24 protein-coding genes are annotated in these 24,346 nt (G+C 66.4%); 17 read left to right on the top strand and 7 right to left on the bottom strand.

Features of this window, described 5'->3' with window-relative positions; all coding sequences use genetic code 11:
• Positions 1–489 precede the first annotated feature (489 nt).
• From Q0L30_RS20425 to Q0L30_RS20435, 3 genes are all read left to right on the top strand, one after another.
• Positions 490–2,082, top strand: coding sequence for an EAL domain-containing protein (locus Q0L30_RS20425; RefSeq protein ID WP_296660373.1), 1,593 nt, complete (start codon positions 490–492; stop codon positions 2,080–2,082).
• A 112-nt stretch (positions 2,083–2,194) separates the two neighbouring features.
• The gene (locus tag Q0L30_RS20430) at positions 2,195–2,842 is read left to right on the top strand and encodes a glutathione S-transferase family protein (RefSeq protein ID WP_296660376.1); all 648 of its coding nucleotides are present in this window, start codon (positions 2,195–2,197) and stop codon (positions 2,840–2,842) included.
• A 117-nt stretch (positions 2,843–2,959) separates the two neighbouring features.
• Positions 2,960–3,292: a DUF2322 family protein gene (locus tag Q0L30_RS20435; protein ID WP_296660514.1), complete on the top strand. Its 333-nt coding sequence runs from the start codon at positions 2,960–2,962 to the stop codon at positions 3,290–3,292.
• 33 nt (positions 3,293–3,325) lie between these two features.
• Here the strand turns inward: Q0L30_RS20435 and Q0L30_RS20440 are convergent, their stop codons facing one another.
• From Q0L30_RS20440 to Q0L30_RS20450, 3 genes are all read right to left on the bottom strand, one after another.
• The gene (locus Q0L30_RS20440; RefSeq protein WP_296660516.1) at positions 3,326–3,664 is read right to left on the bottom strand and encodes a carboxymuconolactone decarboxylase family protein; all 339 of its coding nucleotides are present in this window, start codon (positions 3,662–3,664) and stop codon (positions 3,326–3,328) included.
• Between the two features lie 133 nt (positions 3,665–3,797).
• Complete coding sequence (locus Q0L30_RS20445) at positions 3,798–4,598, bottom strand: DUF2182 domain-containing protein (protein ID WP_296660379.1); 801 nt, start codon at positions 4,596–4,598, stop codon at positions 3,798–3,800.
• A gap of 72 nt (positions 4,599–4,670) precedes the next feature.
• Entirely contained in the window at positions 4,671–5,438 is a 768-nt protein-coding gene (locus tag Q0L30_RS20450) for a DUF899 domain-containing protein (RefSeq protein WP_296660381.1), read from the bottom strand.
• Between the two features lie 126 nt (positions 5,439–5,564).
• Here Q0L30_RS20450 and Q0L30_RS20455 point away from each other — a divergent pair, with 126 nt between their 5' ends.
• From Q0L30_RS20455 to Q0L30_RS20465, 3 genes are read left to right on the top strand one after another with little or no spacing between them, the layout of a single operon-like run.
• Complete coding sequence (locus Q0L30_RS20455) at positions 5,565–6,797, top strand: helix-turn-helix domain-containing protein (RefSeq protein ID WP_296660383.1); 1,233 nt, start codon at positions 5,565–5,567, stop codon at positions 6,795–6,797.
• The gene (locus tag Q0L30_RS20460) at positions 6,794–7,465 is read left to right on the top strand and encodes a glutamine cyclotransferase (protein ID WP_296660385.1); all 672 of its coding nucleotides are present in this window, start codon (positions 6,794–6,796) and stop codon (positions 7,463–7,465) included. Before Q0L30_RS20455 ends, Q0L30_RS20460 begins: the two co-directional genes overlap by 4 nt.
• Before the next feature lie 60 nt (positions 7,466–7,525).
• Entirely contained in the window at positions 7,526–8,047 is a 522-nt protein-coding gene (locus Q0L30_RS20465; protein WP_296660388.1) for a cupin domain-containing protein, read from the top strand.
• A gap of 133 nt (positions 8,048–8,180) precedes the next feature.
• On the opposite strand, the gene Q0L30_RS20470 is transcribed toward Q0L30_RS20465, so the two are convergent.
• On the bottom strand, positions 8,181–8,648 hold the full coding sequence (locus Q0L30_RS20470) for a universal stress protein (protein WP_296660393.1): 468 nt from the start codon (positions 8,646–8,648) through the stop codon (positions 8,181–8,183).
• Between the two features lie 69 nt (positions 8,649–8,717).
• Here Q0L30_RS20470 and Q0L30_RS20475 point away from each other — a divergent pair, with 69 nt between their 5' ends.
• Both Q0L30_RS20475 and Q0L30_RS20480 read left to right on the top strand, forming a co-directional pair.
• Positions 8,718–8,993: a hypothetical protein gene (locus Q0L30_RS20475; protein WP_296660395.1), complete on the top strand. Its 276-nt coding sequence runs from the start codon at positions 8,718–8,720 to the stop codon at positions 8,991–8,993.
• 140 nt (positions 8,994–9,133) lie between these two features.
• Positions 9,134–9,478 (top strand): cytochrome C, encoded by a 345-nt coding sequence (locus Q0L30_RS20480; protein ID WP_296660396.1) that lies wholly within the window; start codon positions 9,134–9,136, stop codon positions 9,476–9,478.
• A 32-nt stretch (positions 9,479–9,510) separates the two neighbouring features.
• Here the strand turns inward: Q0L30_RS20480 and Q0L30_RS20485 are convergent, their stop codons facing one another.
• On the bottom strand, positions 9,511–10,407 hold the full coding sequence (locus Q0L30_RS20485; RefSeq protein WP_296660518.1) for a LysR family transcriptional regulator: 897 nt from the start codon (positions 10,405–10,407) through the stop codon (positions 9,511–9,513).
• Between the two features lie 184 nt (positions 10,408–10,591).
• Between Q0L30_RS20485 and Q0L30_RS20490 the strand changes: the two genes are divergently transcribed.
• Positions 10,592–11,605, top strand: coding sequence for an NAD-dependent epimerase/dehydratase family protein (locus Q0L30_RS20490; RefSeq protein WP_296660397.1), 1,014 nt, complete (start codon positions 10,592–10,594; stop codon positions 11,603–11,605).
• Between the two features lie 78 nt (positions 11,606–11,683).
• Here the strand turns inward: Q0L30_RS20490 and Q0L30_RS20495 are convergent, their stop codons facing one another.
• Positions 11,684–12,772, bottom strand: a complete 1,089-nt coding sequence (locus tag Q0L30_RS20495; protein WP_296660400.1) for a diguanylate cyclase — start codon at positions 12,770–12,772, stop codon at positions 11,684–11,686.
• A 318-nt stretch (positions 12,773–13,090) separates the two neighbouring features.
• Between Q0L30_RS20495 and dbpA the strand changes: the two genes are divergently transcribed.
• From dbpA to Q0L30_RS20520, 5 genes are all read left to right on the top strand, one after another.
• The gene (dbpA, locus tag Q0L30_RS20500; RefSeq protein WP_296660403.1) at positions 13,091–14,488 is read left to right on the top strand and encodes an ATP-dependent RNA helicase DbpA; all 1,398 of its coding nucleotides are present in this window, start codon (positions 13,091–13,093) and stop codon (positions 14,486–14,488) included.
• A 204-nt stretch (positions 14,489–14,692) separates the two neighbouring features.
• A complete protein-coding gene (locus tag Q0L30_RS20505) occupies positions 14,693–15,004 on the top strand; it encodes a high-potential iron-sulfur protein (protein ID WP_296660408.1) in 312 nt (103 codons plus the stop codon).
• Positions 15,005–15,487: 483 nt separating this feature from the next.
• A complete protein-coding gene (locus Q0L30_RS20510; protein WP_296660410.1) occupies positions 15,488–16,111 on the top strand; it encodes a DUF2760 domain-containing protein in 624 nt (207 codons plus the stop codon).
• Entirely contained in the window at positions 16,108–17,949 is a 1,842-nt protein-coding gene (locus Q0L30_RS20515; RefSeq protein ID WP_296660413.1) for an Hsp70 family protein, read from the top strand. Before Q0L30_RS20510 ends, Q0L30_RS20515 begins: the two co-directional genes overlap by 4 nt.
• Positions 17,950–17,954: 5 nt before the next feature.
• A complete protein-coding gene (locus tag Q0L30_RS20520; protein ID WP_296660415.1) occupies positions 17,955–20,807 on the top strand; it encodes an Hsp70 family protein in 2,853 nt (950 codons plus the stop codon).
• A 51-nt stretch (positions 20,808–20,858) separates the two neighbouring features.
• Here Q0L30_RS20520 and Q0L30_RS20525 read toward each other — a convergent pair whose 3' ends face one another.
• Positions 20,859–21,629: a GNAT family protein gene (locus tag Q0L30_RS20525; protein WP_296660417.1), complete on the bottom strand. Its 771-nt coding sequence runs from the start codon at positions 21,627–21,629 to the stop codon at positions 20,859–20,861.
• A gap of 219 nt (positions 21,630–21,848) precedes the next feature.
• Between Q0L30_RS20525 and Q0L30_RS20530 the strand changes: the two genes are divergently transcribed.
• From Q0L30_RS20530 to Q0L30_RS20540, 3 genes are all read left to right on the top strand, one after another.
• On the top strand, positions 21,849–22,298 hold the full coding sequence (locus Q0L30_RS20530) for an SET domain-containing protein-lysine N-methyltransferase (RefSeq protein WP_296660419.1): 450 nt from the start codon (positions 21,849–21,851) through the stop codon (positions 22,296–22,298).
• Between the two features lie 130 nt (positions 22,299–22,428).
• Positions 22,429–23,517: an alanine racemase gene (alr, locus tag Q0L30_RS20535; RefSeq protein WP_296660422.1), complete on the top strand. Its 1,089-nt coding sequence runs from the start codon at positions 22,429–22,431 to the stop codon at positions 23,515–23,517.
• Positions 23,518–23,618: 101 nt separating this feature from the next.
• Positions 23,619–23,933 carry an antibiotic biosynthesis monooxygenase gene (locus Q0L30_RS20540; RefSeq protein WP_296660425.1) on the top strand — a complete coding sequence of 105 codons (315 nt, stop codon included), beginning with the start codon at positions 23,619–23,621 and terminating at the stop codon, positions 23,931–23,933.
• Positions 23,934–24,346: the final 413 nt, after the last annotated feature.

Here is a 24,346-nt window from a genome sequence, read left to right on the forward strand (position 1 = left end):
CGTGCGTATCGTGCGTATCGTGAGTATCGTGCGTATCGTGCGTTTGGTGCGTATAGTGGCCGAAAATTCCATTCGTCCGATTAACACCGCATTAGCACCGCATTAACTCCGCATTAGCGCGGCGAATACCTCTGACGAGCACCAAAACGCACTTCGCCAGGCGGCACGCGGCACACCATTCGCGAACGCCGCGCGCGCCACCGTACGCAACGCCTGCCGCGCGCGATGCTATCCTCTCCGAGTACTTTGCGCCCCGCTGCTCCACGCCACACGGGCAGGCCATAACGGGCGCAGCAACACCGCTCTCTGCGCACGACTCTGCACAAATGTTGCGCAGCACTTGTGCGCTATCGACGGCAAAACGCACCTGTCTGTCGCGTGGCGGCGCACGGCCGGAAAGCGGCCAGAATCGTGGCGAATCGTGTAGCCCACACGCGCGAAGCACAAGGCGTCCTGATCGTCGCAGTCACGAGAGGCCATCCGTCCCCGATGGATAACAGATCGACCGTGTTGACAACGTTCTGCCTCGTCGCGCTGACTGTCGTGGCGGTCCTGGGCATCGCCATCTACGCTGCGGATGTGGTCATCGAACAGCGTCAACGCCAGCAGGTCGACTCTTATTCGGAGCGCGCGCTGCTGCGTGCGGAACGCGTGACCGACGAAGCAGAATCGGCGCTGCGCGAAGTCGCGCGCTACGGCGATCCCCCGTGCACCGATGCCCACCTGCGCGTGCTCAAGCAAACCGAAGAGGCGCATCGCTATATCCGCGACGTGGGATACACGGACGGCCAGACGCTGCGCTGCTCGACACTCAGCGCAACGGGCGGCGGCAACATGCCGCCGCCCGAATGGACCGATGCCTACGGTTTCTCCGCGTGGCATTCCGAAGTGGGCCGTCGCGGTGCGAAGCAGAGCATGCTCAATATCCGCTACGGCAACAATCTCGTCGTAATCGACCCGCGGTTTTACGTCGATATCGTGCCGCTCAACGACACGCTCGAACTCGGCGTGGTGGAGACGCAGGACTCAACGGTCATCACACGCTGGCCGCGAACCAGCGAGAGCCTCGTTCGCGCCGCGGTCCAGCGCGATCTGACGACAGGCTACGAGGGCGGCCGCTACTACGTGGTCGAGCGCTCGCACCGCTATCCGCTTGCCATCGTCGCGTACGAACCGGAGCAGCGCATTCGCCCCAACTGGTTCCGGCAGATGAGTGTGTTCATCGTGCCCGCGCTCGTCATCGGCGGCCTCGCCACCTGGTTCATCCTGACCTGGCGGCGCGAGCTGCGCACGCCGCGCAACTCGCTCCTCGAAGGGATCCGGCGTCGCCAGTTCGTCGTCTGGTTCCAGCCGATCGTCGCACTCGCCAGCGGGCGCTGCATCGGCGCGGAAGCGCTCGTGCGCTGGCAGCTCGCGGACGGCACCATCATCGCGCCGGACTCGTTCATTCCGATGGCGGAATCGGTCGGACTGATCCAGCCCATCACCGATCAGGTGATCCGCTCCGTGTTCGAAGGCGCGGGCAACCTGCTCGCGCAGCGCCGCGATCTGCACGTCTCGATCAATCTCACCCGCGACGATCTCGAAACCTCGCGCATGATGGAAACCCTGGAGGCCTGTCTCGTCAAATACGACGTGCATCCGGATCAGATCTGGTTCGAGGCCGTCGAGCGCGCGTTCCTCGACGCCAAACGCTTCGCGCCCGTGCTCGAGCGTTATCGCGCGGCGGGGTTTCAGATTCTCATCGACGACTTCGGCACCGGCTTTTCGAGTCTCGCCTATCTTCAGGAACTGCCCGTCGACGGCATCAAGATCGACAAGGTGTTCATGCACGCGCTCGTGACCGGCTCGGAAGTCAACGCCATCCTCCCGCACATCGTCGCGATCGCGCAGAGCCTCAACCTCCTGACGGTTGCAGAAGGCGTCGAGACCGAAACCCAGGCGCGCTGGCTCAGAACCCACAACGTGGGCTATGCACAGGGCTGGCTCTACGCGAAGGCCATGCCCGCCGACGAGTTCGCACGCTACGTGCGCGCCGGACCGCCCATCGCCGCCGCAGGCGATGCGGTTCAGTCGGGATGAGTGTGCTTCGCAGATCGCGATCGAATAACGGAATACGTCGCCCGGGCGTTCCTGCAATAATAGGCGCGCGAAATTTCTTCCAACCGGATTCTCCAACCGCTGTCGAGACACGATGAACACGCTGTTCTATTACCCCGGCAATTCAAGCATGGCCCCGCATATTCTGCTCGAAGAGATCGGGCAGCCATTCCAGTTGAAGCTCGTCGATCGTGAGCATAACGAGCACAAATCCGCGGACTATCTGAAGCTGAATCCGAACGGCCTGATTCCCGTGCTCGCCGACGGCGACTTCGTGCTCTACGAATCGGCTGCAATCTGCCTGCATCTCGCCGATACGCATCCCGCCAGCGCCCTCGCCCCGGCACTGGGCACGCCGCAACGCGCCGAGTTCTACAAGTGGCTCATGTGGCTCACGAACACGCTGCAAAGCACATTGCTCGCCTACTTCTATCCGGAACGCTGGGTCGATGCGGAAAACGCGGATGGCGCCCGGCAAGTGCAGACACGGGCCGAAGCGAAGATCGTCACGCTGCTCGATCAGCTCGAAGCGCAACTGGAAACGTCAGGCGGCCCGTGGCTGCTCGGCGAAACCTATTCCGCACTCGATCCGTATGCGCTGATGCTCTGCCGGTGGACGCGGGGCCTTCAGCGTCCGGCGCGGACATGGCCGCGAATCGGCGCCTTTCTTCAGCGCATGCTCGAACGCCCGGCCGTTGTGCGCGCATTCAAGACCGAGGAAATCACGCAACCGTCGGTGTAAAACAGGTGTAAAGCGCAATATCCCCCGCGCGGGGACTTCCTTCCTCTATTCGATCTGCCGCGGCGCGCTGCGCGCCCTGCGGCATTTCCGTTCAACGGAGTATTTCAAGTGATTCGAGTGATTCAAACGGGCAACCTCTTCAAGGACAACCTGGCGCAGCTTCCGGCCATCGACGGGATCGAACGTATCGATCTCGTCGACGCTCGGGGCGAAGTGGTGGCGACTATCGAAAACAAGCCGGGCAAGCAGGGATCGCTTGCCGTCTACCACTATCTGAAGCAGGCGTTCGGCACGCTCGACGCGCGCGCCGCCGAACATGGCCTCGCCGTGTTCGCCGAGCACACTGCGGACGCACGTAACCGTCCGGGCGCGCATCCCAATGTCGATCGCCTGCTCGCCATCGCCGCGGGCGCCGCCGCCTTGCGCATCGAGGTCGTCGCAGCCGCCTGAGCGCGGTTGCGAGGCTTCGCTGCGCCGCACGCATCACGCCGACTTCTGCGCATACGCGTCCATGACGCGCGCGGAGTACACGAGCGCCGCACCCGCGTTCACGGAAATCGCCACGCCAAGCGCCTCGGCAATTTCCTCGCGCGTCGCGCCATGCTTGATCGCGGCGCTCGTGTGGGTGGTGATGCAGCCGTCGCAACGCAGCGTCACGGCCACCGCCAGCGCAATCAGTTCGCGAAACTTCGGATCGAACTGGCCGGTCGCGTTGCCGGCGGTAGCCAACTCCTGATAGCCGTGCAGCGTCTTCGGACTGAGCTTGCCGATCTCGCCGATCGTGGTCTTCAACTGCGTCAGGTATTCATCCCAGTCGAGCATCATGGTCGTTCTCCCGGTAGGTTCGTAACGAATGAGTCGAGGCGCGAAGCCATCGCATGGACTCGCCGGGCCCAGTATAGAAAAAGCCGACGCGCTTTGAACCGGGGTCGTGCAGCGCGCAAAGTTGCAAACATCACGCGATGCCACTGGCCTGCGCAAGCAGCGCCGCGCCCACGGCCATGACGACGAAGCCGACGATCCGCGCCACGCGCTCGCCGTTACGCGCGAGACGCTCACCCGTGATGGCGGCAGCGGCGAACGCCATGACACGCAAATCCATGACGCCGATGACGAGCACCATCGCCGTGATCCCCGCGCAGCAGCCGATGCAATGCCAGCCGAGCCGTACGCCCTCGCGCCACGCGAAATCTCGCGGCGCCGCCGCGCGGCAGCACGCGAGATAACGCGCCTTCGAAGCACTCAACTGAAACGCGCCCGCGAGCAGCACGACAGCACCCGTCGCGAAGGGCACCGCGCGCGCCAGCATGGGACAGCGCATCTCCAGCATGGCGAGCGCGACGCCCAGCGGATACACCACGACACCGAGCGCGATCCACACGGCAAAGTAGCCCGCGCCCACCCGCACCGCGAACCATTCCGCCTGCGCCGCAGCGGCACGCGCCGCTGCGGCGCGGCAGCGCCAGAGCGCAGGCATGAGCGCGGGTAACATCATCGCGACCGTCATCGCGGACCACATGCCGAGGAACGAAGCCGCCGCGCCGCGCCAGGTTTGTCCGCACATGCGTGCCCACGCCATCGACATCGTCCAGCCGCCCGGCATCGGCATGCCGCCCTTCGACGACATCGACGCGCAGGCTGCAATCGTCAGCGTCGTGGCCGCGCAAAAGAGCAGCGCGGCGACGGCAATCCAGGCGACGGCACGCGCACGCCGCTGCTGGCGCACGCTGGCAACAGGGACAGGCAGGGCACGCATGGCTCACCTCGATGCGGCTTCAATGCTGTTTCAATGTTTTCAACCCAACTTCAACGCAACCTCGACGCAAACTCAGCGCGCGACGTATTCGTCGTGGCGGCGCCACCAGATGCCCGCCTCGTTGCGCCCGAGCGGCGCACGGTCGAGCCACTGATACATGCCCCACAAGCCGTCGACGCCGCGCGCATAGGCCGAATACGTGTGATAGACCGCGCCGTCCTCCATCGCGAACGCACTGATTCCGGGCCGCTCGCGCGCATAGGTGGGCGCATCGGTTCCGCAGGTGGCCGCGAACTGCGCGACGGGTTCGGGGGCGGGCTTCGCATCCATCGCATGTCCGCCGCGCTGGTAGTTGTATTCCACGGTGTCGTCGCGCTGCTGCGCTTCGGTGAACGACACGTTGAAGTCGAAATTGAAGTCGCCGTCGAGCGAGGACGCCCAGGGGAATGTCCATCCCATGCGCTGCCGGTACGCGTGCAGTTTGGCGAGCGGCGCGCGAGAGACGGCCATCAGCGTGACATCGTGATTCGCGAGGTGAACGACGAAGCCGTCGAAGCCGTCCGCAATCGCCGAGCACGACGGGCAGCCCGCGGCGTAATCCGGCCCGAACATGAAGTGATAGACGAGCAATTGCGAGCGGCCCTTGAAGAGATCTGCGAGCGTCGCCTGCCCTTCGTCGGTGTCGAAGCGATATGTCTTGTCGATACGCACCCACGGCAGCGCCTGACGTTGCTGTGCAACCTCGTCGCTGCGGTGCGTCAGCGCCTTTTCGGCGCTCAAAAGTTCAAGGCGCGCCGCCAGCCATTCTTCGCGCGTTCCGGTTTTGTGCATCGTGCCCATGCTTGCCTCCATGAGAGGGGTATCGTCGAGAGTCCGGCTCGCGATACGGTCAAGCGCGCCGGTACTCGTGTGCTAGATTAGTTGCCGGCTTCCGACGCAGGGAGTGACAAGTGTGGCGGGATTCGAATGGATACGCTGATCTCGGCTGCCGCGCGCGCGCTCGCGGCCGGTGATCCGCTCGGCGCGCTGAACCGCGTCGCACTGCGCGACGATGCGCCCGCGCTCGCACTGCGCGGCATCGCGATGGCGCAGCTCGGCGACTTCGAACGCGCAAGAGCGCTCGTGCGCGATGCCGCGCGCGCATTCGGCGCCAAAGCGCCCGTGGCACGCGCGCGTTGCGTGGTCGCCGAAGCCGAAATCGCGCTCGCTTCGCGCGACCTCGGTTGGCCGCAGCGCGCGCTCGACGCCGCGCGCACGGCGCTCGAAACCCACGGCGACCGGACGAACGCCGCGCACGCGCGGCAAGTGGAAATCCGCCGTCTCGTTCTGATCGGCCGCCTCGACGACGCCGAGGACCGGATCGCCGCAATCGATCCCTCCGATTTACCCCCCGCACTGCGCGCCGTTCACGAACTGGCCATTGCAGGTATCGCGATGCGCCGCATCCAGACCCACGTTGCCCGCACCGCGCTCGCACGCGCCGTGGAGGCCGCTCGCCGCGCGGGCATCCCCGCACTGGCCGCCGAGATCGACACGGCGCGTGGCGTCCTGAACGCGCCCGCGGCGCGGCTTGTGGCAGGCGGCATGCAGCGCCCGCTGCGGCTCGACGAAGTCGAAGCGCTGCTGATGTCGAAGACATTCGTCGTCGACGCATGCCGCCATGCCGTGCGCGAAGCCGGCACCGTGGTCGCGCTCACGCGCCGTCCTGTGCTGTTCGTGCTCGCCCGCGCGCTGGCCGAAGCATGGCCGGCCGACGTGCCGCGCGACGCGCTCATCGAGCGCGCCTTTCGCACACGGCACGCCGACGAATCGCACCGCGCGCGCCTGCGCGTCGAAATGGGCCGTCTGCGCACGGCGCTGCGCCCGCTCGCCGGCATTCGCGCCACCCAGCACGGCTTCACGCTCGCGCCCCACACCGCGCGCGAAGTCGTGGTGCTCGCGCGCCCGGTCGAGGAACCGCATGCGGCCGTGCTTGCGCTGCTCGCCGACGGCGAGTCGTGGTCGAGTTCTTCGCTCGCCCTCGCGCTGGGCGCGAGCCAGCGCACTGTCCAGCGCGCGCTGGATACGCTCGCCGCCGCCAGCAAGGTGCAATCGTTCGGCCGTGCCCGCGCGCGCCGCTGGACCACGCCGCCCACGCCCGGATTCGCGACAGCCTTGTTACTCCCCACCGCCATCCCGACCGACCAGGAGCAAACATGAAACCGATGCCCGCCGAAATCGTCCGCGAATATGGCCCCTTCGCGGACAGCGAGAACGTTCACGGCGTCACGTATGACGGCCAGCACGTCTGGTTCGCATCCGGCGAGAAGGTGAGCGCCTTCGATCCGGCCAGCGGCGAACCCGTGCGCTCGATCGCGGCGCCCTCGCACGCGGGCACGGCCTTCGACGGCCAGCATCTGTACCAGATCGACGGCGCGAGCATCCAGAAGATCGACCCTGCGAGCGGACGCATCGTCGCGACGATTCCGTCTCCTGCGGGTAGCGACAATTCCGGGCTCGCGTGGGCGGAAGGCAGCCTGTGGGTGGGGCGCTATCACGAGCGCAAGATCCACCAGATCGATCCGCAGACCGGCGCGATACTGCGCACCATCGAATCCAATCGTTTCGTCACGGGCGTGACCTGGGTGGACGGCGAACTCTGGCACGGCACCTGGGAGAACCACGAAAGCGAGTTGCGCCATATCGACCCGGGCACGGGCGAAGTGCTCGAACAGCTCGCGATGCCCGAGGGAACCGGCGTGTCGGGACTCGAATCCGATGGCGGCGACCGTTTCTACTGCGGCGGCGGCGACAGCGGCAAGGTGCGGGCCGTGCGTCGGCCCGCGCGCCAGGCGGCGGTCGCGGACGTGGATTCCGGGCCGGATTGAGTGCGTTACGAGGGGAAATTCGCGGAGAAATACGCGGAGAACCAGGAGGAGAAGCGCAGCATGCGACGCCCGGACTTCATCAGGCATTGGACCGAACTCGAAGACGAGCAGCCCGGCCACTATCGCGGCGACAGCGAACCGATGGGCTTCGGTGCGCCGCTTGCGCGCAAGCTCGGGCTCACGCGCATCGGCATTCATCACAAGCGGCTGCCGCCAGGATGCCGCAGCTCGTATCCGCATGCCGAAAGCGCCGAGGAAGAATTCGCGTACGTGCTCGAAGGCACGCCGGACGTCTGGATCGACGGCCATCTGTACCGGCTGCGGCCCGGCGATTCGGTCGCGTTTCCCGCCGGTACGGGCATCTGCCACACGTTTATCAACAACACGGTGGAGGACGTGCGGCTGCTGGTGATCGGCGAGACGTCGAAGCCGGAAAACCGGATTCGCTATCCGCTGAACGAGGCGTTCCAGGCGAGCCGCAACGATGGCTGGGACGACTGGCCCGCGCGCGCGCTCGGCCCGCATGACGGCAAGGCGCACGCCGGACCGGCTAACGCAACGGACGACCCGGACACCGCGTAGCGTGCGCTCGATGCAGGTTGCATGCATGCATGCTGCGCGGCAAATCAGGCACCCGCGCCCGCGTTATCCGGGCACAACCCGTTCAACACCAGCTCGCCTGTCCTTCTCAGGCACTGCATTACCGATGCGACGTCTAATCGGGCTCGGCCTCCGGCTCCGCGCCGCGCACCAGCAGCACGGGACAATTCGCCTGTCGCACGAAACTCTCGGCCACGCTGCCGACCACGGCACGCCGCACGCCACGGCGGCCATGCGTGCCCAGCACCGCCAGATCCGCGCCATAACGCTCGGCGTCGCGCACGAGGCAACCTGCGATGTCGTCGGCGAGTTCGTGCAATTCGAGCAGTTCCGTATCGCACCGCACACCCGCCGCCTCGACTTGCGAACGCGCCGCTTCGAGACGCTTCAGGGCGTCTTCGCGAAACCCCGAGATCAGCTCCGCAGGCACATACGTCATGCCGAACCCAAAGGGCGCCACGACATCGATGACAAGCGACACGCGGATGCTTCCACCCGTGAGGCGCGCGACACGCAGCGCCTCTGCCAGCGCATGCTTCGATGTGTCACTGCCGTCCACTGCCACCAGGATCTTCTGATACATCGTTGACCTCCTTTCCGGCCTTATTCACATTCCGGAATGGGCGAATTTCGCGCAATCCGGTGATTCGACATGCTCATCATCGAACTACCCGCGCGGAACGCGTTGACCTGCATCAAGCAAGCCGGACTGCGCCGCGGCGATGCGCGTCACGACGGCTCCGACACACGAGCCAACACGCCGCCCACAGGGCTTCGCAGCCTTTCTGCGTCGTTGCGCCGCTGGCAGCACAAGCTCGACGATCTCGCAGTCAATCCCGTGCTCGCACATCGTTCGATGCTACTGCGCGAGCCAATCGAGGCGCTATTGCACGGTCATACGCACGGCATCGTCCGAGGCCTGCGTTGATACAGGTCAACCGTGCGGGAGCCTCGCTGCCTAGACTGAATTTCGAGGCCCCACGCGTCGAGGACACCGCATTCGCCGCGGCGGCCGCTTTCCGGGGTGGTTTCATCACCTCTCCCATCCTCGTATCGAGAGGCCGCATCATGACCAGATCCATTCGCACGCTTCTCCCGCTCGCGGCGATCCTCGGTGCGTGCGCACTCACCGTACAGGCCCAGACGCCGCTGCCGGAGCCGACCGCGCTCGTCGACCAGCAGCACTGCATGTTCTGTCACACGCCGGGAGCGCCGTTTCTCGCGCCGTCGTTTCACCAGATCGCCGAGCACTACCGCAAGTTGCCCGACGCGAACGTGATGCTGGAACAGAAACTGCGGATCGGCGGCCGCGCGCATTGGGGCAACACGTCGATGCGGCTGCCTGAGGAGCGCGGCGGTCCACTATCGCCCGAGGACGCCCACACGCTGGTCATCTGGGTCATGAGTCACTGAAGGCGTGTGCCAACGCAGGCAGCACGTACGCTCTATGCGCCGGACAGATACGCGTTCAAACCCGAGACAAGCGCGGCGAATGTCACGGCGCAGCGGGCGCTGCCGCGCAAGTCTTCGTGCATGGCGATCCACGTATCCATCGTCAGTGAGAATTCGCCCTGCAGAACCCGCACGAGCCGCTTGTCTCGTGCCGCCAGCGGCGACTGGCATGCGCCGATACCGAATCCGGCGCGTATCGCGCCCAGTTGCGCGAGGTCGCTATCGGCCCGAAATGAAAAACGGTCGCGCGTGAACGTCTTTAATTTCTCTTGCGTCGATCGTATAAATTCGGTTTCCTGATCGAATCCGATCACTGCATGGCGAGACAAATCGCTCATCGATTCCGGCACACCGTGCAGTGCCAGATAGCGTTCGTGCGCATGCAAACCCACCTCGATTCCGCCGATGCGTCGCGCCACCAGCGCCTCTTGCACGGGCCGGAACATGCGCACGGCAATATCCGCTTCACGCCGCACCAGATCGTCCGCGCGACTCGACAGCACCAGTTCGATGGTCAATTCCGGATACGTATCGTGCAGCGCCGCCAGGATCGGCGGCAGAACCTCGACGCCGATCACCTCGCTCGCGGTCAGACGCACCGTACCCCGAACCCCCGATCCGTGACTGCTGGCCACCCGGCGCAACGCGGCGGCGGTCGTGGCGAGGCCGACAGCGTATGGCCTCAACTCATGCGCCGCGTCGGTCGGCGCGTAGCCGTCGAACGAGCGGGTAAAAAGCTTCAGCCCCAGCGCGGCTTCGAGGCTGTCGATATGCCGGCCGACCGTCGGCTGCGTCAGGCCCAGCGTGCGCCCGGCGGCTGAAAGCGAACCTGTCTGCAGGACATGCAGAAAGCTCCGGTACCACTCCCAGTTCGGTTCCCTGTCGCTCATGACATCCCTTTCCCAAAGTACCCATCGTCCCCGCTCGCGTCTCCCGTGCCTCCCGTACCTGCGCGCACGTTGAAGTTTGGAGCCATACAAAAATGTATAGCCGGTCGAGCAAATTAGCCAATTTTCTCTTAGCCCGCACCCGCGCAGAATGGGTCCGTCGCAATGTTTGAACCGGAGAATCCGTATGGCCCCCACTTCCTTTCATATGACCGACCAGCGCGCGCTGATACTCGGCGCAACCGGCGGCATCGGCGGCGAAGTCGCCCGCCAGTTGCGCGACGCGGGGTGGCACGTGCGCGCGTTGCATCGGCATCCCGCGAACGCGGCCACGGCGGGTGACGGCATCGAATGGTGCGCGGGCGACGCCATGGACCGCGAAGCGGTCGTGCGCGCCGCGCGCGGGTGCGCCGTGATCGTCCATGCCGTGAACCCGCCCGGCTACCGCCGCTGGGCGGAACTCGTGCTGCCCATGCTCGACAACACGATCGCGGCAGCCGCGGAAGCGGGCGCGACCATCGTGCTGCCCGGCACCGTCTACAACTACGGACCGGAAGCGTTCCCGTTCGTGCGTGAAGACGCACCGCAGCGGCCCCGCACGCGCAAGGGCGCAATACGCGTCGAAATGGAGCGGCATTTGCAGGCCGCCACCGCGCGCGGCGTGCGAACGATCGTTGTGCGCGCAGGCGATTTCTTCGGCGCGCGGGTGACGGGCAACAGCTGGTTCTCGCAGGGGCTCGTCGAGGCGGGCAAGCCGGTGCGCAAAGTCAGCGTGCCGGGCCGGGCCGGAGTCGGGCATCAGTGGGCGTATTTGCCGGACGTCGCGCGGACGATGGTCGAATTGATCGGGCGGCGTGCGACACTGCCGCCCTTCGCGCTGTTTCACTTTGGTGGTCACTGGGACGCCGACGGCACGCAGATGGCCGCAGCGATTATCCGCGTCGCAGAGCGCCACGGCCTGAAGGCGACGCAGCGCCGCTTCCCGTGGCCGCTCATCTACGCCGCCGCGCCCTTCGTGACGACGCTGCGCGAGCTGCTCGAAATGCGCTACCTGTGGCGCGAGCCGCTCCGGCTCGATAACGCGCGTCTTGTCGCTACGCTCGGCAGCGAGCCGCACACGCCGCTCGACGCGGCGGTGGAAGCGACCCTGGCGGGACTCGGCTGCCTCGGATCGCCCGCGCGCGCCGCCCTCGCGCTTTAGTCGAAATAGCCGCCAGCGCGCCGATCGACCGGCTGCGGCGCACGCAACTGCAGAGACTGTAGACACTGTGTAACGCGCTCAGTCGGCGTCCACGGTCATCACCTCGGCAACCACCACGCGATCGCGCCCGCCGAGTTTCGCGTCATAGAGACTCGCGTCGGCCTTCTGCAACCACGCGATGTGATCGCGCATGACGAGGTCGCACTGCGCCACGCCCACGCTGATCGTGCACGGACATCCGGCATCTGCCCGCGACGCCAGCCCGCGCACCGTCGCGACGAGCTGTTCGGCACGCGCGCGCGCTTCGGCCAGCGTCGCGCCCGGCAGCACCACGCCGAACTCTTCGCCGCCGTAACGGCCGATCTGGTCGCACTCGCGAAAGTGCGCGCGCAACGTGGTGGCGAACGTCTGCAATACGACATCGCCCGCCGGATGGCCGTGCGTGTCGTTCACGCGTTTGAAGTGATCGAGATCGACGAGCAGCAGCGACGACGCATAGCGGCTCGCGCGGCTGCGCGCGAATTCGCCCGCCAAAACGCCCTCCCAACTGCGGCGATTGAGGAGTCCGGTGAGGCCGTCGGTACGGCTCAGGCGGTCGAGCGCATGGGCCTGCTCGGCAAGCTTGCGGGAGGTGCGATAAGTGGACCAGCCGAGTGCGATGGGATAAACGATGAGAAACGGCAGGCAGGCGAGAATGGTCGGCATGAGCGACATCGGCTCGAATGCGAAGCCGAGTATGAGCAGCCCCGCAGCGAGACCGGCGAGATGCGCGAGGATGCCGCGCGCGAAAAAGCCCAGGCCGCCCGCAGCAATGTTGTCCATGCTGAGCATCGTGAGAATCAGCACGCACGGCAATACGTTAAAACGCATCGCGGCGACCCAGAAGCCGCCGAACACCGCGTCGATCATGAGATTCACGCGCTCGCCGCGATACGGCACGTTGCAGGCAAGCGCGGCACGGCGCGCCACGTGCGGCCACAGGAAGCCGTGAAAAACCAGCAGCGCCCACAGCACAAAGCCGCGTTCCTGCTGGGCCAGCACCGATGCGACGCAGAAAACCCCCAGCCCAAGACCCGCGATACGCAGGCGATAGACACGTTCCACAAAACGCGCTCCCTTTCCGGCCATCTGCTTCGTTGCCACGCTTGATACGTCGCCTTCGCGCATGTTTTTTTCCGTGCCGGAGCCAGGAAGGTGGAGGACGCACCCATTGTGCCATCGGTTCGCGAAGCCGTCTCGCGGCACCATGAGGCCGCAATGGCCGCCGGCATTTGCGTCGACGTCGCACGTATGCGCCATCAAAGCCGCGATCCCGTTCATGCACAACTCGGCGCGCGCTGCGGCGCACGATTCCCCGGACACGCGCGCGCTTCCGCTAAAATCGCGGCACGCGCGATCTTCCTTCGCCTCCCGATCCACCTTTCTCCCCGACGCGACACCGGCCGACAAGCCGCGTCGCCTCCAGCCATCTGGCGCGAGACCCGTATGACGAACCCAACCACTGCCACGCCCTTCAGCGCGCTCCCGCTTGCGCCCGCCATGATCGAGAACCTCACGCGCCTCGGCTATGTCGACATGACGCCCATCCAGGCCGAAAGCCTGCCAATCACGCTGGCCGGGCACGATCTGATCGCACAGTCGAAAACCGGCAGCGGCAAAACGGCCGCGTTTTCGCTCGCGCTGCTGTCGCGGCTCGACGTGCGCCGTCTCGTCGTGCAGGCCATGATCCTCTGCCCCACGCGCGAACTGGCTGACCAGGTCACGCAGGAAATCCGCCGCCTCGCGCGCGCCGAGGAAAACATCAAGGTCCTCACGCTGTGCGGCGGCACGCCCATGCGGCCGCAGACGGCAAGCCTCGAACACGGCGCGCACATCGTCGTCGGCACGCCCGGGCGCATCATGGATCACCTGGAGCGCGCCAGCCTTTCGCTCGATGCGCTGAACACCCTCGTGCTCGACGAAGCGGACCGCATGCTCGACATGGGTTTCTTCGACGACATCGCCCGCGTGGTGAGCCAATGTCCGAAAGAGCGTCAAACGCTGCTCTTTTCGGCGACCTTGCCGGAAGGCATTACGAAGTTGAGCCAGCGCTTCCTTCGCAATCCCAGGGAACTGCGGTTCGAGGAACATCACGACGACAGCAAGATTCGCCAGCGCTTCTACGAAGTCGCCGAGGACGAACGCCTGCACGCGGTCGGCATGCTGCTGAATCACTATCGCCCGGTCAGCACGCTCGCCTTCTGCAACACCAAACAGCAGTGCCGCGATCTGCTCGACGTGCTGCGCGCACAGGGCTTTCACGCGCTCGCGCTGCACGGCGAGCTCGACCAGCGCGAGCGCGACCAGGTGCTGATCCAGTTTGCCAACCGCAGTTGCTCGGTGCTCGTCGCCACCGACGTCGCCGCGCGCGGCCTCGACATCGCGCAGCTCGAAGCGGTCATCAACGTGGACGTGACGCCCGACCCCGAGACCTACGTGCACCGCATCGGCCGCACGGGCCGCGCCGATCAGGACGGCTGGGCGCTGAGCCTCGCGAGCATGGACGAAATGGGGCGTGTGGGCGGCATCGAAGCGGCCCTCAAGCGCGAAGTCGAATGGCAACCGCTCGCCTCGCTCAAACCCGCGAGCGACGCACCCTTGCTGCCGCCGATGGAAACGCTGCAGATTCTGGGTGGCCGCAAGGAGAAGATCCGCCCCGGCGACGTGCTGGGCGCGCTGACTGGCGAAGCGGGTTTCAAGGGCGAGCAGATCGGCAAAATCAACGTGACCGACTTTTCGACCTATGTGGCCGTCGAGCGCAGCATCGCCCGCGACGCTTTGCGCAAGCTCAATGCCGGCAAGGTCAAGGGCAAGAAGGTCAAGGCCCGCATGATGGACGAGTGACATTCGCGGGCGTTGAAACGACGTGCGACAAGGTCGCGATGCGGTGCGCCGGTGCGCAGTTGCGCGCCGGTCGATTCGAAAACGTTGCAAAATTTCTTGCGGCAGCCTTCGGCAAGTTTTAGGCTCGTTACTGCAACATTCGACCCAAACACCAACTCGCGCGATCCTTTCCCCAAGGCGCGCTCCATTAGAGGGAGTCTTGTGATGCCATGCTCACGTCGTAAGTTCATTGCTATCGCCGCTACGCTCGCTTCGTCGTCGATCCTCACCGAGGAGGCGCGCGCCGACGCCCCGGCGCTCTCCGAGAGCGATCCTCAGGCCCAGGCGATGGGCTACCGGACCCATGCCGCGCAGGTGGATAAGGCAAAGTTCCCCAAGTTTCAGGCAGGCCAGTCGTGCTCGAACTGCCAGTTGTTTCAGGGTAAGGCGGGTGCCGCGAGCGGGCCTTGCCCGATCTTCGGCGGCAAGATGGTCAACAGCACCGGCTGGTGCAATGCCTATGTGAAGAAGGCGTAACGCCGGCAACGGCGTTCGACGCAACGCTTTCCGGAAGATCGTCGAAGCAGGCGCGCAGGCTGCGTTCACCGCAGCCTGCGCGCCATTTTGATTCGTACTCCGTTATATATCCGGCGGTCCTGAGTCCGCCAGGCGGCTTCGCTCGACCGTGGCGGGACAACGTCCGCGCGGCGGCGCGAGTCATCAGCCAGGCATCAACCAGGCATTAACCAGGCGTCAGCAACGCGTCAACCAAGCCGGTCGACAGATCGTCGCCAGGCGAGCAAATCACACCGAAATGTCCAACTGCGGCACGCGCGCAAAAGCGCCGTCGTCCGGGAGCGCAGCCGGATTTTGTCCGGCTTGCGGCCGCAACAAGGCAAAATAGCGGTTTTGAGCCCTCACCGGGCCCGGATTTTCCACGCTGGCCGCCGCCTGCATGGCTCGCATCGAGCCCCGGCCGGCCTGCTCGCCCTTCAGGCGAGCCTCCAGGAGCAGTTTTTCATGACCGAATCGAATCTCTCGTTCGTCGGCCGGTTTTCCGTCGCCGTCGGCTCGTTTTTCGCCATTCTCGGCGACAGCAACCTCGCCGCCAATGTCCGCCGCCTGCGCGAAGGCGCGCCGCTGCCGGAATCCGCCGCCGTGCCCGCTGCTGCGCCCGCTGCTGCGCCCGCTGCTGCACCCGTTACTGCGCCCGCTGTGCAACCTGCGCCCGTCGCCGTGCAACCCGCGCCCGCCATCGCGGCGGCGAGCCCTGATTCTGCCCTTCAACTGCTGGGCCTGCTCCAGCGCAACGCGCGCTTCGTCGATTTCGTCGAAGAGAACATCGCGGGCTATTCCGATGCCGATATCGGCGCCGCCGCCCGCCTCGTTCACGAAGGTTGCCGCACGACGCTGCGCGAGCACTTCACGATCGAGCCCGTGCGCAACGAAGCCGAAGGCAGCCGCATCACGCTCGCCGAAGGCTTCGACGCCGGCGCGGTCCGCCTCACCGGCAACGTCGTCGGCAAGGCGCCGTTTAACGGCAGCATCGCGCACCGCGGCTGGCGCGTCGCCGATGTCCGCCTGCCGAAGCTCGTCAAGACCCACGACGTGACCGTGATCGCCCCGGCCGAGGTGGAGCTATGAGCGACCCGCGCTATTCCATCGGTATCGATCTCGGCACGACGCACTGCGCGCTGTCCTACGTCGATCTCGCCGCGAGTGACGGCGACAAGGCCAGCCAGGGCGTGCTGCCGGTTGCGCAGCTCACCGCGCCCGGCACGCTCGAATCGCCGAATCTGCTGCCGTCGTTTCTCTATCTGCCGCATCCGGGCGAACTCACGCCCGGCGACCTGAGCCTGCCGTGGACCGCGAGCCGCGACTATGCCGTGGGCGAACTCGCGCGCAGCCGCGGCGCGGGCACGCCGATCCGCCTCGTGTCGAGCGCCAAGAGCTGGCTGTGCCATCCGGGCGTGGACCGTCGCGCGGCCATCCTGCCGAGCGATGCGCCGCCCGAAGTCGCGCGCGTTTCGCCGCTCGAAAGCTCGGTGCGCTACCTCACGCATTTGCGCGAAGCGTGGGACCACGCGCATCCCGAGGCGCCGTTTGGCGACCAGGACATCACCGTCACGATTCCGGCCTCGTTCGATCCGGCCGCACGCGAACTGACCGCCGAGGCCGCGCAGGCGGCCGGCTATGCGCGCATGACGCTGCTGGAGGAGCCGCAGGCGGCGCTCTATAGCTGGATCCAGAAGAGCGGCGGCGCGTGGCGCAAGGAAGTGAAGGTGGGCGACATCATTCTGGTCGTCGACGTGGGCGGCGGCACGACCGACCTCTCGCTGATCGCCGTCATCGAGCGCGAAGGCAATCTCGAACTGCATCGCGTCGCCGTGGGCGAACACATTCTGCTGGGCGGCGACAACATGGACCTCGCGCTCGCGCACGTCGTCGCGCGCAAGCTCGCGGCGCAGGGCACGCAGGCCGATCCGTGGCAATTGCGTGCGCTGACCTACGCGTGCCGCGCCGCCAAGGAAACGCTGCTGAGCGACCCGGCCGCGACCGCCGTGCCGCTCGTCGTGCCGAGCCGCGGCTCGAAGCTGATCGGCGGCTCGATCCGCACCGAGCTGACCCGCGACGAACTCACGCAAACCATTCTCGAAGGCTTCTTCCCGCAGGCCGACGCCGCCGCGCGGCCGGTGAGCCGCGCACGCGCAGGCCTCACGCAGCTCGGCCTGCCGTATGCGCAGGACGCGGGCATCACGCGGCATCTCGCTGCCTTCCTCGGCAGGCAGGTCGCCGCGCTCGCCGAACTCGGCGGCGTGTCCGCCGCCCCGGGCGCAAGCTTCCTCCATCCGACCGCCGTGCTGTTCAACGGCGGCGTGTTCAAGTCCGACCTGCTGACCGAGCGCATTCTCGGCGTGCTCAACAGCTGGCTCGCGGCCGAGGGCGCCGCGCCCGCGCGTCTGCTCGGCGGCGCCGACCTCGATCTCGCGGTCGCACGCGGCGCCGCGTACTACGGCTACGTGAAGCGCGGCAAAGGCGTGCGCATTCGCGGCGGCACGGCGCGCGCGTACTACATCGCAATCGAATCGGCGATGCCTGCCGTCCCCGGTCTCGAACCGCCGGTTTCGGCACTCTGCGTCGCACCGTTCGGCATGGAAGAAGGCACGGACGCCGCGCTGCCGCCGCAGGAATTCGGCCTCGTGGTCGGCGAGCCCGTGCATTTCCGCTTCTTCGGATCGTCGGTGCGTCGGCAGGATCAGGTCGGCACGATGCTCGACTACTGGTCGTCCGACGAACTGCAGGAACTCGAGGAAATCCAGGCCACGCTGCCGCCCGAAGGCCGCACGGCCGGCGAAGTCGTGCCGGTGAAGCTGCACGCGCGCGTGACCGAAGCGGGCACGCTCGAACTCGAAGCCGTATCGAGCGGCACGAACGAGCGCTGGAAAGTCGAATTCGACGTGCGCGGCGGCGTCAACGCTTGAGTCCGATGAAGTCATACCTCGTCGGCATCGACCTCGGGACGAGCAACACCGTCGTAGCGTACGTCGAGGCGGGCGGCAAGGCGGGCGGCAAGGCGGGCGGCGAGCAGATCCGCGTCTTCGACGTCGATCAGCTCGTGGGGCCGGGCGAAGTGCACCCGCGGCCGCTGTTGCCGTCCGCGCGCTATCACCCGGCGCAGGGCGAACTGGCGGCAGACGATCTGCGTCTGCCGTGGGGCGTCGCCGATACTGCCAATGCCGCCGATTCGACCGAAGCGCCGCAGGCCGTGATCGGCCAGTTCGCGCGCACGCTCGGCGCGCAGGTGCCGGGGCGGCTCGTGAGCAGCGCAAAGAGCTGGCTCTCACACGCATCGGTCGACCGTCTCGCGCCGATCCTGCCGTGGGGCGCGCCCGACGACGCGCGCAAGGTCTCGCCCGTCACCGCCAGCGCGAGCTACCTCGCGCACGTGCGCGCCGCGTGGAACCGGCGTTTCCCGCATGCGCCGCTCGAAGATCAGGATGTGGTCCTCACCGTGCCCGCCTCGTTCGACGACGGCGCGCGCGCGCTGACACTCGAAGCCGCGCGGCTCGCCGGGCTGCCCGCACTGCGCCTGCTCGAAGAACCGCAGGCCGCGTTCTACGACTGGCTGTTCCACCATCGCGCGACGCTCGACGCCGAACTCGCCGGCACGCGCCTCGTGCTGGTTTGCGACGTGGGCGGCGGCACGACCGACCTCACGCTCATCAAGGTGCAGGTGGAGGACGGCAAGCCGCAGTTGACGCGCATCGGCGTGGGCAACCATCTGATGCTCGGCGGCGACAACATGGACCTCGCACTGGCGCATCTCGTGGAGGCGCGTCTTGCCGCGGCGCAATCGGGCGAGACGCGGCTGTCGGCGGCAAGCCTGTCGCAGCTGGTCGAACGATGCCGCGCCGCGAAGGAACAATTGCTCGACGCAGCAGCGCCCGCCAGCGTTCCGATCACGCTGCTCGGCGCGGGCGCGCGGCTCGTGGGCGGCGCGCGCACGACGCAACTGCACCGCGAGGAAGTCGAGCAGGTGGTCGTCGACGGCTTCTTTCCGCAGACCGGCGTGCGCGAATTGCCGCGCCGCTCGCGTGCGGCGCTGGTCGAATTCGGCTTGCCCTATGCCGCCGATCCGGCGATCACGCGGCACATTGCGGCGTTTCTGGACCGCTTCGCCGCGCCGTCGCGCGAAGCGTTGGGAGAAGCGGAGAGCGATGCGTCGGATGATGCACAGGCGCAGTCCGTGCCGGTCCCCGATACGCTGCTCCTGAACGGCGGCGTCTTTCGCGCGCAGGCGCTTTCCGCGCGCCTCGCCGACACGCTCGGCAACTGGCGCGGGCACGCTCTGCACGTCCTGCAAAACGATCAGCCGGACGTCGCCGTGGCGCGCGGCGCGGTCGCCTATGCGCTGGCCCGCTCGGGCGAAGCGCCGCGCATTGGCGGCGGCTCGCCGCGCAGCTACTTCCTCGTGCTGGACGACGCAAACGAGACACCGCGCGGCGTCTGTCTGCTGCCGCGCGGCACCCAGGAAGCGCACGAAATCCATCTCGACGACCGCGTATTCGCGCTGCGGCTCGGGCACCCCGTGCAGTTCCATCTGGTCTCCACGGTCGCCGATACGGCATGGCAGCCCGGCGAGCTTGCCGATCTGTCGAGCGGCGACTTCGTGCGCCTGCCGCCGCTCGCGACCGTCGTGCAGCGGGCGGGCGCAAACGCACCGAGCGAGCGCGAAGTCAGGCTCACGACATCGCTTACGGAACTCGGCACGCTGGAAGTGCATTGCATCGCCACCGACGATCCTTCGCAACGATGGCTGCTGGAATTCCAGCTTCGGCGCGGCGAGAACGGCGGTGAGACTGGCGACAAAGCGGAAACGGCGCAGCGTCATCCGTTGCTCGACGAAGCCATCGGGCTCATCGATCGGGTATTCGGGCCGCGCTCGGCAAGCGTCGATCCGAAGGAAGTGAAACGTCTGCGCACGCAACTCGAACAGCGCCTCGGGCCGCGCGAGGACTGGGACAGCGCGCTGCTGCGCGAACTGTTCGGTGCGCTCTGGGAACGCGCGGGCAAGCGCAGGCGCTCAGCCGATCACGAACGGCTCTGGCTGAATCTCGCGGGCTACTGCGTGCGGCCTGGCTTCGGCTATCCGCTCGACGCGTGGCGCGTCGAGCAGCTATGGACGCTCTTCGACGACGGCATTCAGCATGTCAACGACAGCCAGGTGTGGTCGGAGTGGTGGACGCTGTGGCGGCGCGCGGCGGGCGGGCTCGCCGAAACGGCGCAGCAGCAGGCGCTCGAAGCGATGGACTGGCTCGAAGCCGCGGCGCGCGCCAAGCGCCACAAACTGCCGTTCGATCCGGCGAAGCTGAGCCAGGCCGACATGGCCCGGCTGTACGCCTCGCTCGAACACATTGCGGTCGAGCGCAAGATCGAGATTGGCGAGGGCCTGCTCGCGCGGCTTCAGCAGCCCTCGGCGAACCCGCAAAGCTGGTGGGCCGTCGGCCGGATCGGTGCGCGCCAGCCGTTCTACGGCAGCGCGCACAGTGTCGTGCCGCCCGAGGTGGCGGCGCGCTGGCTCGACGTCATCCTCGCGGTGAACTGGCGCAAGGTCGAACCTGCGATGTTCGCCGCCGTGCAGATCGCCAGCATGACCGGCGACCGCTCGCGGGATTTGCCGCAAGCGGTGCGCGACGCCGTCGTCCGGCGGCTCGAATCGGCGAACGCGCCGCCTGCGTGGATCGCGATGGTCCGCGAAGTGGTGTCGCTCGACGCTGCCGATACGGGGCGCGTATTCGGCGAGGCGCTACCGGCGGGGCTGAAGCTGATCAGCGGGTAGCGGCGGGAGGCCGGTGCAGCGCGCGCGGCACGCCGCACGTCATGTGGAACGTCACGCTCCCCGGAGCGTGGCGAGCGACACGCGCTGCCGCCCCTGCCCGTCGAAGTTCTCCGGCGCCAGCCACGCGGCGAACGCACGCTTGAGCGGCGCCCATTCCGTATCGATGATCGAGAACCACGCCGTGTCGCGCGTGCGCCCCTTGACGATCACGGCCTGGCGGAAAACCCCCTCGAAGCGAAAGCCCAGACGCGCCGCCGCCTTGCGCGAAGGTGCGTTGAGGCTGTCGCATTTCCACTCGTAGCGGCGATAACCGAGCGTATCGAACGCGTAGGCCATGAGCAGGTACTGCGCTTCGGTGGAAAGCGGCGTCTGCTGAAGCTGCGGCGAGAACGTCACACTGCCGACTTCAATCACGCCGTTGGCCGGGTCCTGCCGCATCAGCGCCAGCGTGCCGACCGCGCGGCCCGTCTTGAGGTCGATCACCGCATAGTGCTTCGGATCCGTGCTGCGCGCCGCGCCTTCGGCGTAGCGGCGGTAATCCTCGCTGGTGTCGAACGGGCCGGCGGAAAGATAGGTCCAGTTCCGCTGATCCGGCGCGGCGCGAAAGGCGCGATCCAGCTCGTCCGCGTGGCGCGCCGCGTCGAGCGGCTCGAGGCGGCACCAGGTTCCGGTCAGGGTGACATCGGCGGGCCGCTCGCGCGGTGTCCAGCCAGCAACCGGCTCGCCAATGGGTTGCCCGAATTCGTTGAGGCGCTGTGTCAAGGTCTGCTCCCGCGAGGGTGGTGAGTGGGGCGATCGGCTGACGTCTTGCGAGCCGATCACGCGTGAATCAAGCGTAAATCGTGCGTCAAAGCAATGGCGCTTAAGGCGCGAATTTTCTCACCAATCTTTAGCATCGCTAAGATGCCGTGTCGCATTCGATGAATGCGCGATTGTACGTGCGCGAATTCAATCGTCCAACAAAAGCGGCGTCACGCGACATTCACACCGCGCGAATATTGGACGCCTATACTGCGCGCCATCCAAACGAGCGCGATCATCATGAGACGAGTTTCAGTGCGACACTCCCCCGTGCATGGCCGGGGCGTCTTTGCCCTGTGCGCGTTGCGCGCGGGCGAGCGGATCTTCGAATACCGGGGCAAGGTGACCACGTGGCGCGAGGCGGCGCGCCACTGGCAATCGCGCGCCGACTGCGCGCATACGTTTCTGTTCGGACTCTCCAACGGCCGCGTGATCGATGGCGGACGTGGCGGCAACGGCGCACGCTGGCTCAATCACGCGTGCGCGGCGAATTGCGAAACGATCGAAATTGGCGATCGCGTATTCATCGACGCGATCTGCGATATCGATGCGGGCGAGGAACTGTTCATCGATTACGCGCTGGAACTCGAAAGCGACGCGAGCGACGAAACGCGCCTGATGTACGCGTGCCGATGCGGCGCGCTGAGACGATTTCTCGTCCACACGCACCGAAGCAGTTTATTCGTCTAAAAATTTGTTCAAATACATTAGATATAACTACCAGAAGATCAATATGATTGCGCAATCCACTAGCCCAAGCTAAGTGCGCTGCCTGCAAAACGGGCGGCGCAGGCCAATCATCTCCGAATCACAAACCGTCATGCCGCGTCCCATCACCGCCCGTATTCATCCCGAAGCCGTCCGCCACAACATCGGACTCATCAAGCAGATGACGCCGACGTCCCGGGTCTGGACCGTCGTTAAAGCCAACGCCTACGGTCACGGCATCGAGCGCATTTACCCCGCGCTCGCGCAGGCAGACGGCATCGCCCTGCTCGATCTCGACGAAGCGGTGCGCGTGCGCGAACTCGGCTGGACGAAGCCGATCTTGCTGCTCGAAGGCATCTTCGAGCCCGTCGACGTCGAACTCGCCGACAGCCATCGCCTCACCGTCGCTATCCACTGCAACGAGCAGTTGCAACTGCTCGCGGCGGCCAGGCCGCGCCGGCTCATCGACATCATGCTGAAAATGAACTCCGGCATGAACCGGCTCGGCTTTCGTCCGCAGGTGTTCCGCGACGCGTGGGAGCGTGCAAAGGCGCTGCCGTCGGTCGGCTCCGTGGGACTCATGAACCATTTCGCCACGGCCGATGACGGCGCCATCGACTGGCAGCTCGACGAATTCGATGCCGTCACGCAGGGCATGCCCGGCGAGCAGTCGCTCTCGAACTCGGCGGGCGTGCTCTGGCATCCGCGCGCGCACCGCGACTGGGTGCGGCCCGGCACGATTCTCTACGGCGCGTCGCCCACGGGCGTCGCGCGCGACGTTGCGGGCTTCGGACTGCGCGCGGCGATGACGCTCACGAGCCGCATCATCGGCGTGCAAACGCTCGCGCCGCAAGAAACCGTCGGTTACGGGCGCACGTTCAGGGCCGACCAGCCGATGCGAATCGGCGTGGTCGCATGCGGCTACGCCGACGGTTATCCCCGCCACGCGCCGAGCGGCACGCCGATTGCCGTCGATGGCGTGCGCACGCGCATCGTCGGGCGCGTTTCCATGGATATGCTGACCGTCGATCTCACGCCGTGCCCGCAAGCGGCCATTGGCTCGACAGTCGAACTCTGGGGCGATCGGGTGAAGGTGGACGAAGTCGCCGAGGCGTCGGGCACGATCGGCTATGAACTCATGTGCGCGCTTGCACGCCGCGTGCCGGTCGAGGTGAACGAGATGGTCGGCGAGATGGCTTGAGCCAGGCATCGCGCGCCTATAATCGAAGTCCGTCCGGCGTGAGCGCGCGCGGCGCATCGAGCCGGCATTGAACCGACATCGAAACAGAAGAGGACCACGGCATGTATATCGCCATGAATCGCTTCAAGGTTGCGCTGGATGAGCAAGCCGCCTTCGAGGACGTGTGGCTCAACCGCGACACGCATCTCAAGGACGTGCCCGGTTTCGTCGAATTTCATCTGCTCAAAGGCCAGCAGCGCGACGACCACGTGCTCTACGCGAGCCACACCGTGTGGGCGAGCCGCACGGCGTTCGAGGACTGGACCCGCTCGGACGCGTTTCGCGCGGCGCATCGCACCGCGGGTAGCACGAGCCGCACGCTGTATCTCGGTCATCCGGAGTTCGAAGGTTTCGAAGTCGTCCAGACCGTGAAGTGACGCGTCGCGCCTTGGCCGCCTGTGCCTGTGCGACGGCCCGTCGCCGCATTCCCTGACGCAAACCCGCTCTCTCGTCGCAGGCCACACCGGCTCCGGCCGGTGTGCGCCTCGCCGTCGCCCAGACGCGCAAGCCGGCCACCCTGGTCGGTTTAATCATCAGACAAAAGCATCGAAATCCGGCTCCGGCGCCCGTGGCGCTCCGCTGTTGCCGCGCTCGCGCGCCGCATGGGCCGGCGGTTCCGCCTCATTGGCCGTATTGCCGCGGATCCGGTCAAAAATCGATGCTCAGCAGCCCTGTTCAGTCCGGATTGTTTACGCGCGGAGAACAGTGAATTCGTTTTTTAGGTATTTACCCTAATCCTACAGACTCCTACACTTGCCTCAGTGCTGCATACAACCCTTTCGGCAGCCGA

Origin of the sequence: Paraburkholderia sp. (genome assembly GCF_024281035.1) — a bacterium.
In the GTDB taxonomy this organism is placed as follows: domain Bacteria; phylum Pseudomonadota; class Gammaproteobacteria; order Burkholderiales; family Burkholderiaceae; genus Paraburkholderia.

Excerpts from the sequence above, each read along its gene's own strand:
- Q0L30_RS20425 (WP_296660373.1), top strand. The coding sequence starts at position 490 with ATGGATAACAGATCGACCGTGTTGACAACGTTCTGCCTCGTCGCGCTG.
- Q0L30_RS20430 (WP_296660376.1), top strand. The coding sequence starts at position 2,195 with ATGAACACGCTGTTCTATTACCCCGGCAATTCAAGCATGGCCCCGCAT.
- Q0L30_RS20440 (WP_296660516.1), bottom strand. The coding sequence starts at position 3,664 with ATGCTCGACTGGGATGAATACCTGACGCAGTTGAAGACCACGATCGGC.
- Q0L30_RS20445 (WP_296660379.1), bottom strand. The coding sequence starts at position 4,598 with ATGCGTGCCCTGCCTGTCCCTGTTGCCAGCGTGCGCCAGCAGCGGCGT.
- Q0L30_RS20450 (WP_296660381.1), bottom strand. The coding sequence starts at position 5,438 with ATGGGCACGATGCACAAAACCGGAACGCGCGAAGAATGGCTGGCGGCG.
- Q0L30_RS20455 (WP_296660383.1), top strand. The coding sequence starts at position 5,565 with ATGGATACGCTGATCTCGGCTGCCGCGCGCGCGCTCGCGGCCGGTGAT.
- Q0L30_RS20460 (WP_296660385.1), top strand. The coding sequence starts at position 6,794 with ATGAAACCGATGCCCGCCGAAATCGTCCGCGAATATGGCCCCTTCGCG.
- Q0L30_RS20465 (WP_296660388.1), top strand. The coding sequence starts at position 7,526 with ATGCGACGCCCGGACTTCATCAGGCATTGGACCGAACTCGAAGACGAG.
- Q0L30_RS20470 (WP_296660393.1), bottom strand. The coding sequence starts at position 8,648 with ATGTATCAGAAGATCCTGGTGGCAGTGGACGGCAGTGACACATCGAAG.
- Q0L30_RS20475 (WP_296660395.1), top strand. The coding sequence starts at position 8,718 with ATGCTCATCATCGAACTACCCGCGCGGAACGCGTTGACCTGCATCAAG.
- Q0L30_RS20480 (WP_296660396.1), top strand. The coding sequence starts at position 9,134 with ATGACCAGATCCATTCGCACGCTTCTCCCGCTCGCGGCGATCCTCGGT.
- Q0L30_RS20485 (WP_296660518.1), bottom strand. The coding sequence starts at position 10,407 with ATGAGCGACAGGGAACCGAACTGGGAGTGGTACCGGAGCTTTCTGCAT.
- Q0L30_RS20490 (WP_296660397.1), top strand. The coding sequence starts at position 10,592 with ATGGCCCCCACTTCCTTTCATATGACCGACCAGCGCGCGCTGATACTC.
- Q0L30_RS20495 (WP_296660400.1), bottom strand. The coding sequence starts at position 12,772 with ATGCGCGAAGGCGACGTATCAAGCGTGGCAACGAAGCAGATGGCCGGA.
- dbpA (WP_296660403.1), top strand. The coding sequence starts at position 13,091 with ATGACGAACCCAACCACTGCCACGCCCTTCAGCGCGCTCCCGCTTGCG.
- Q0L30_RS20505 (WP_296660408.1), top strand. The coding sequence starts at position 14,693 with ATGCCATGCTCACGTCGTAAGTTCATTGCTATCGCCGCTACGCTCGCT.
- Q0L30_RS20510 (WP_296660410.1), top strand. The coding sequence starts at position 15,488 with ATGACCGAATCGAATCTCTCGTTCGTCGGCCGGTTTTCCGTCGCCGTC.
- Q0L30_RS20515 (WP_296660413.1), top strand. The coding sequence starts at position 16,108 with ATGAGCGACCCGCGCTATTCCATCGGTATCGATCTCGGCACGACGCAC.
- Q0L30_RS20520 (WP_296660415.1), top strand. The coding sequence starts at position 17,955 with ATGAAGTCATACCTCGTCGGCATCGACCTCGGGACGAGCAACACCGTC.
- Q0L30_RS20530 (WP_296660419.1), top strand. The coding sequence starts at position 21,849 with ATGAGACGAGTTTCAGTGCGACACTCCCCCGTGCATGGCCGGGGCGTC.
- alr (WP_296660422.1), top strand. The coding sequence starts at position 22,429 with ATGCCGCGTCCCATCACCGCCCGTATTCATCCCGAAGCCGTCCGCCAC.
- Q0L30_RS20540 (WP_296660425.1), top strand. The coding sequence starts at position 23,619 with ATGTATATCGCCATGAATCGCTTCAAGGTTGCGCTGGATGAGCAAGCC.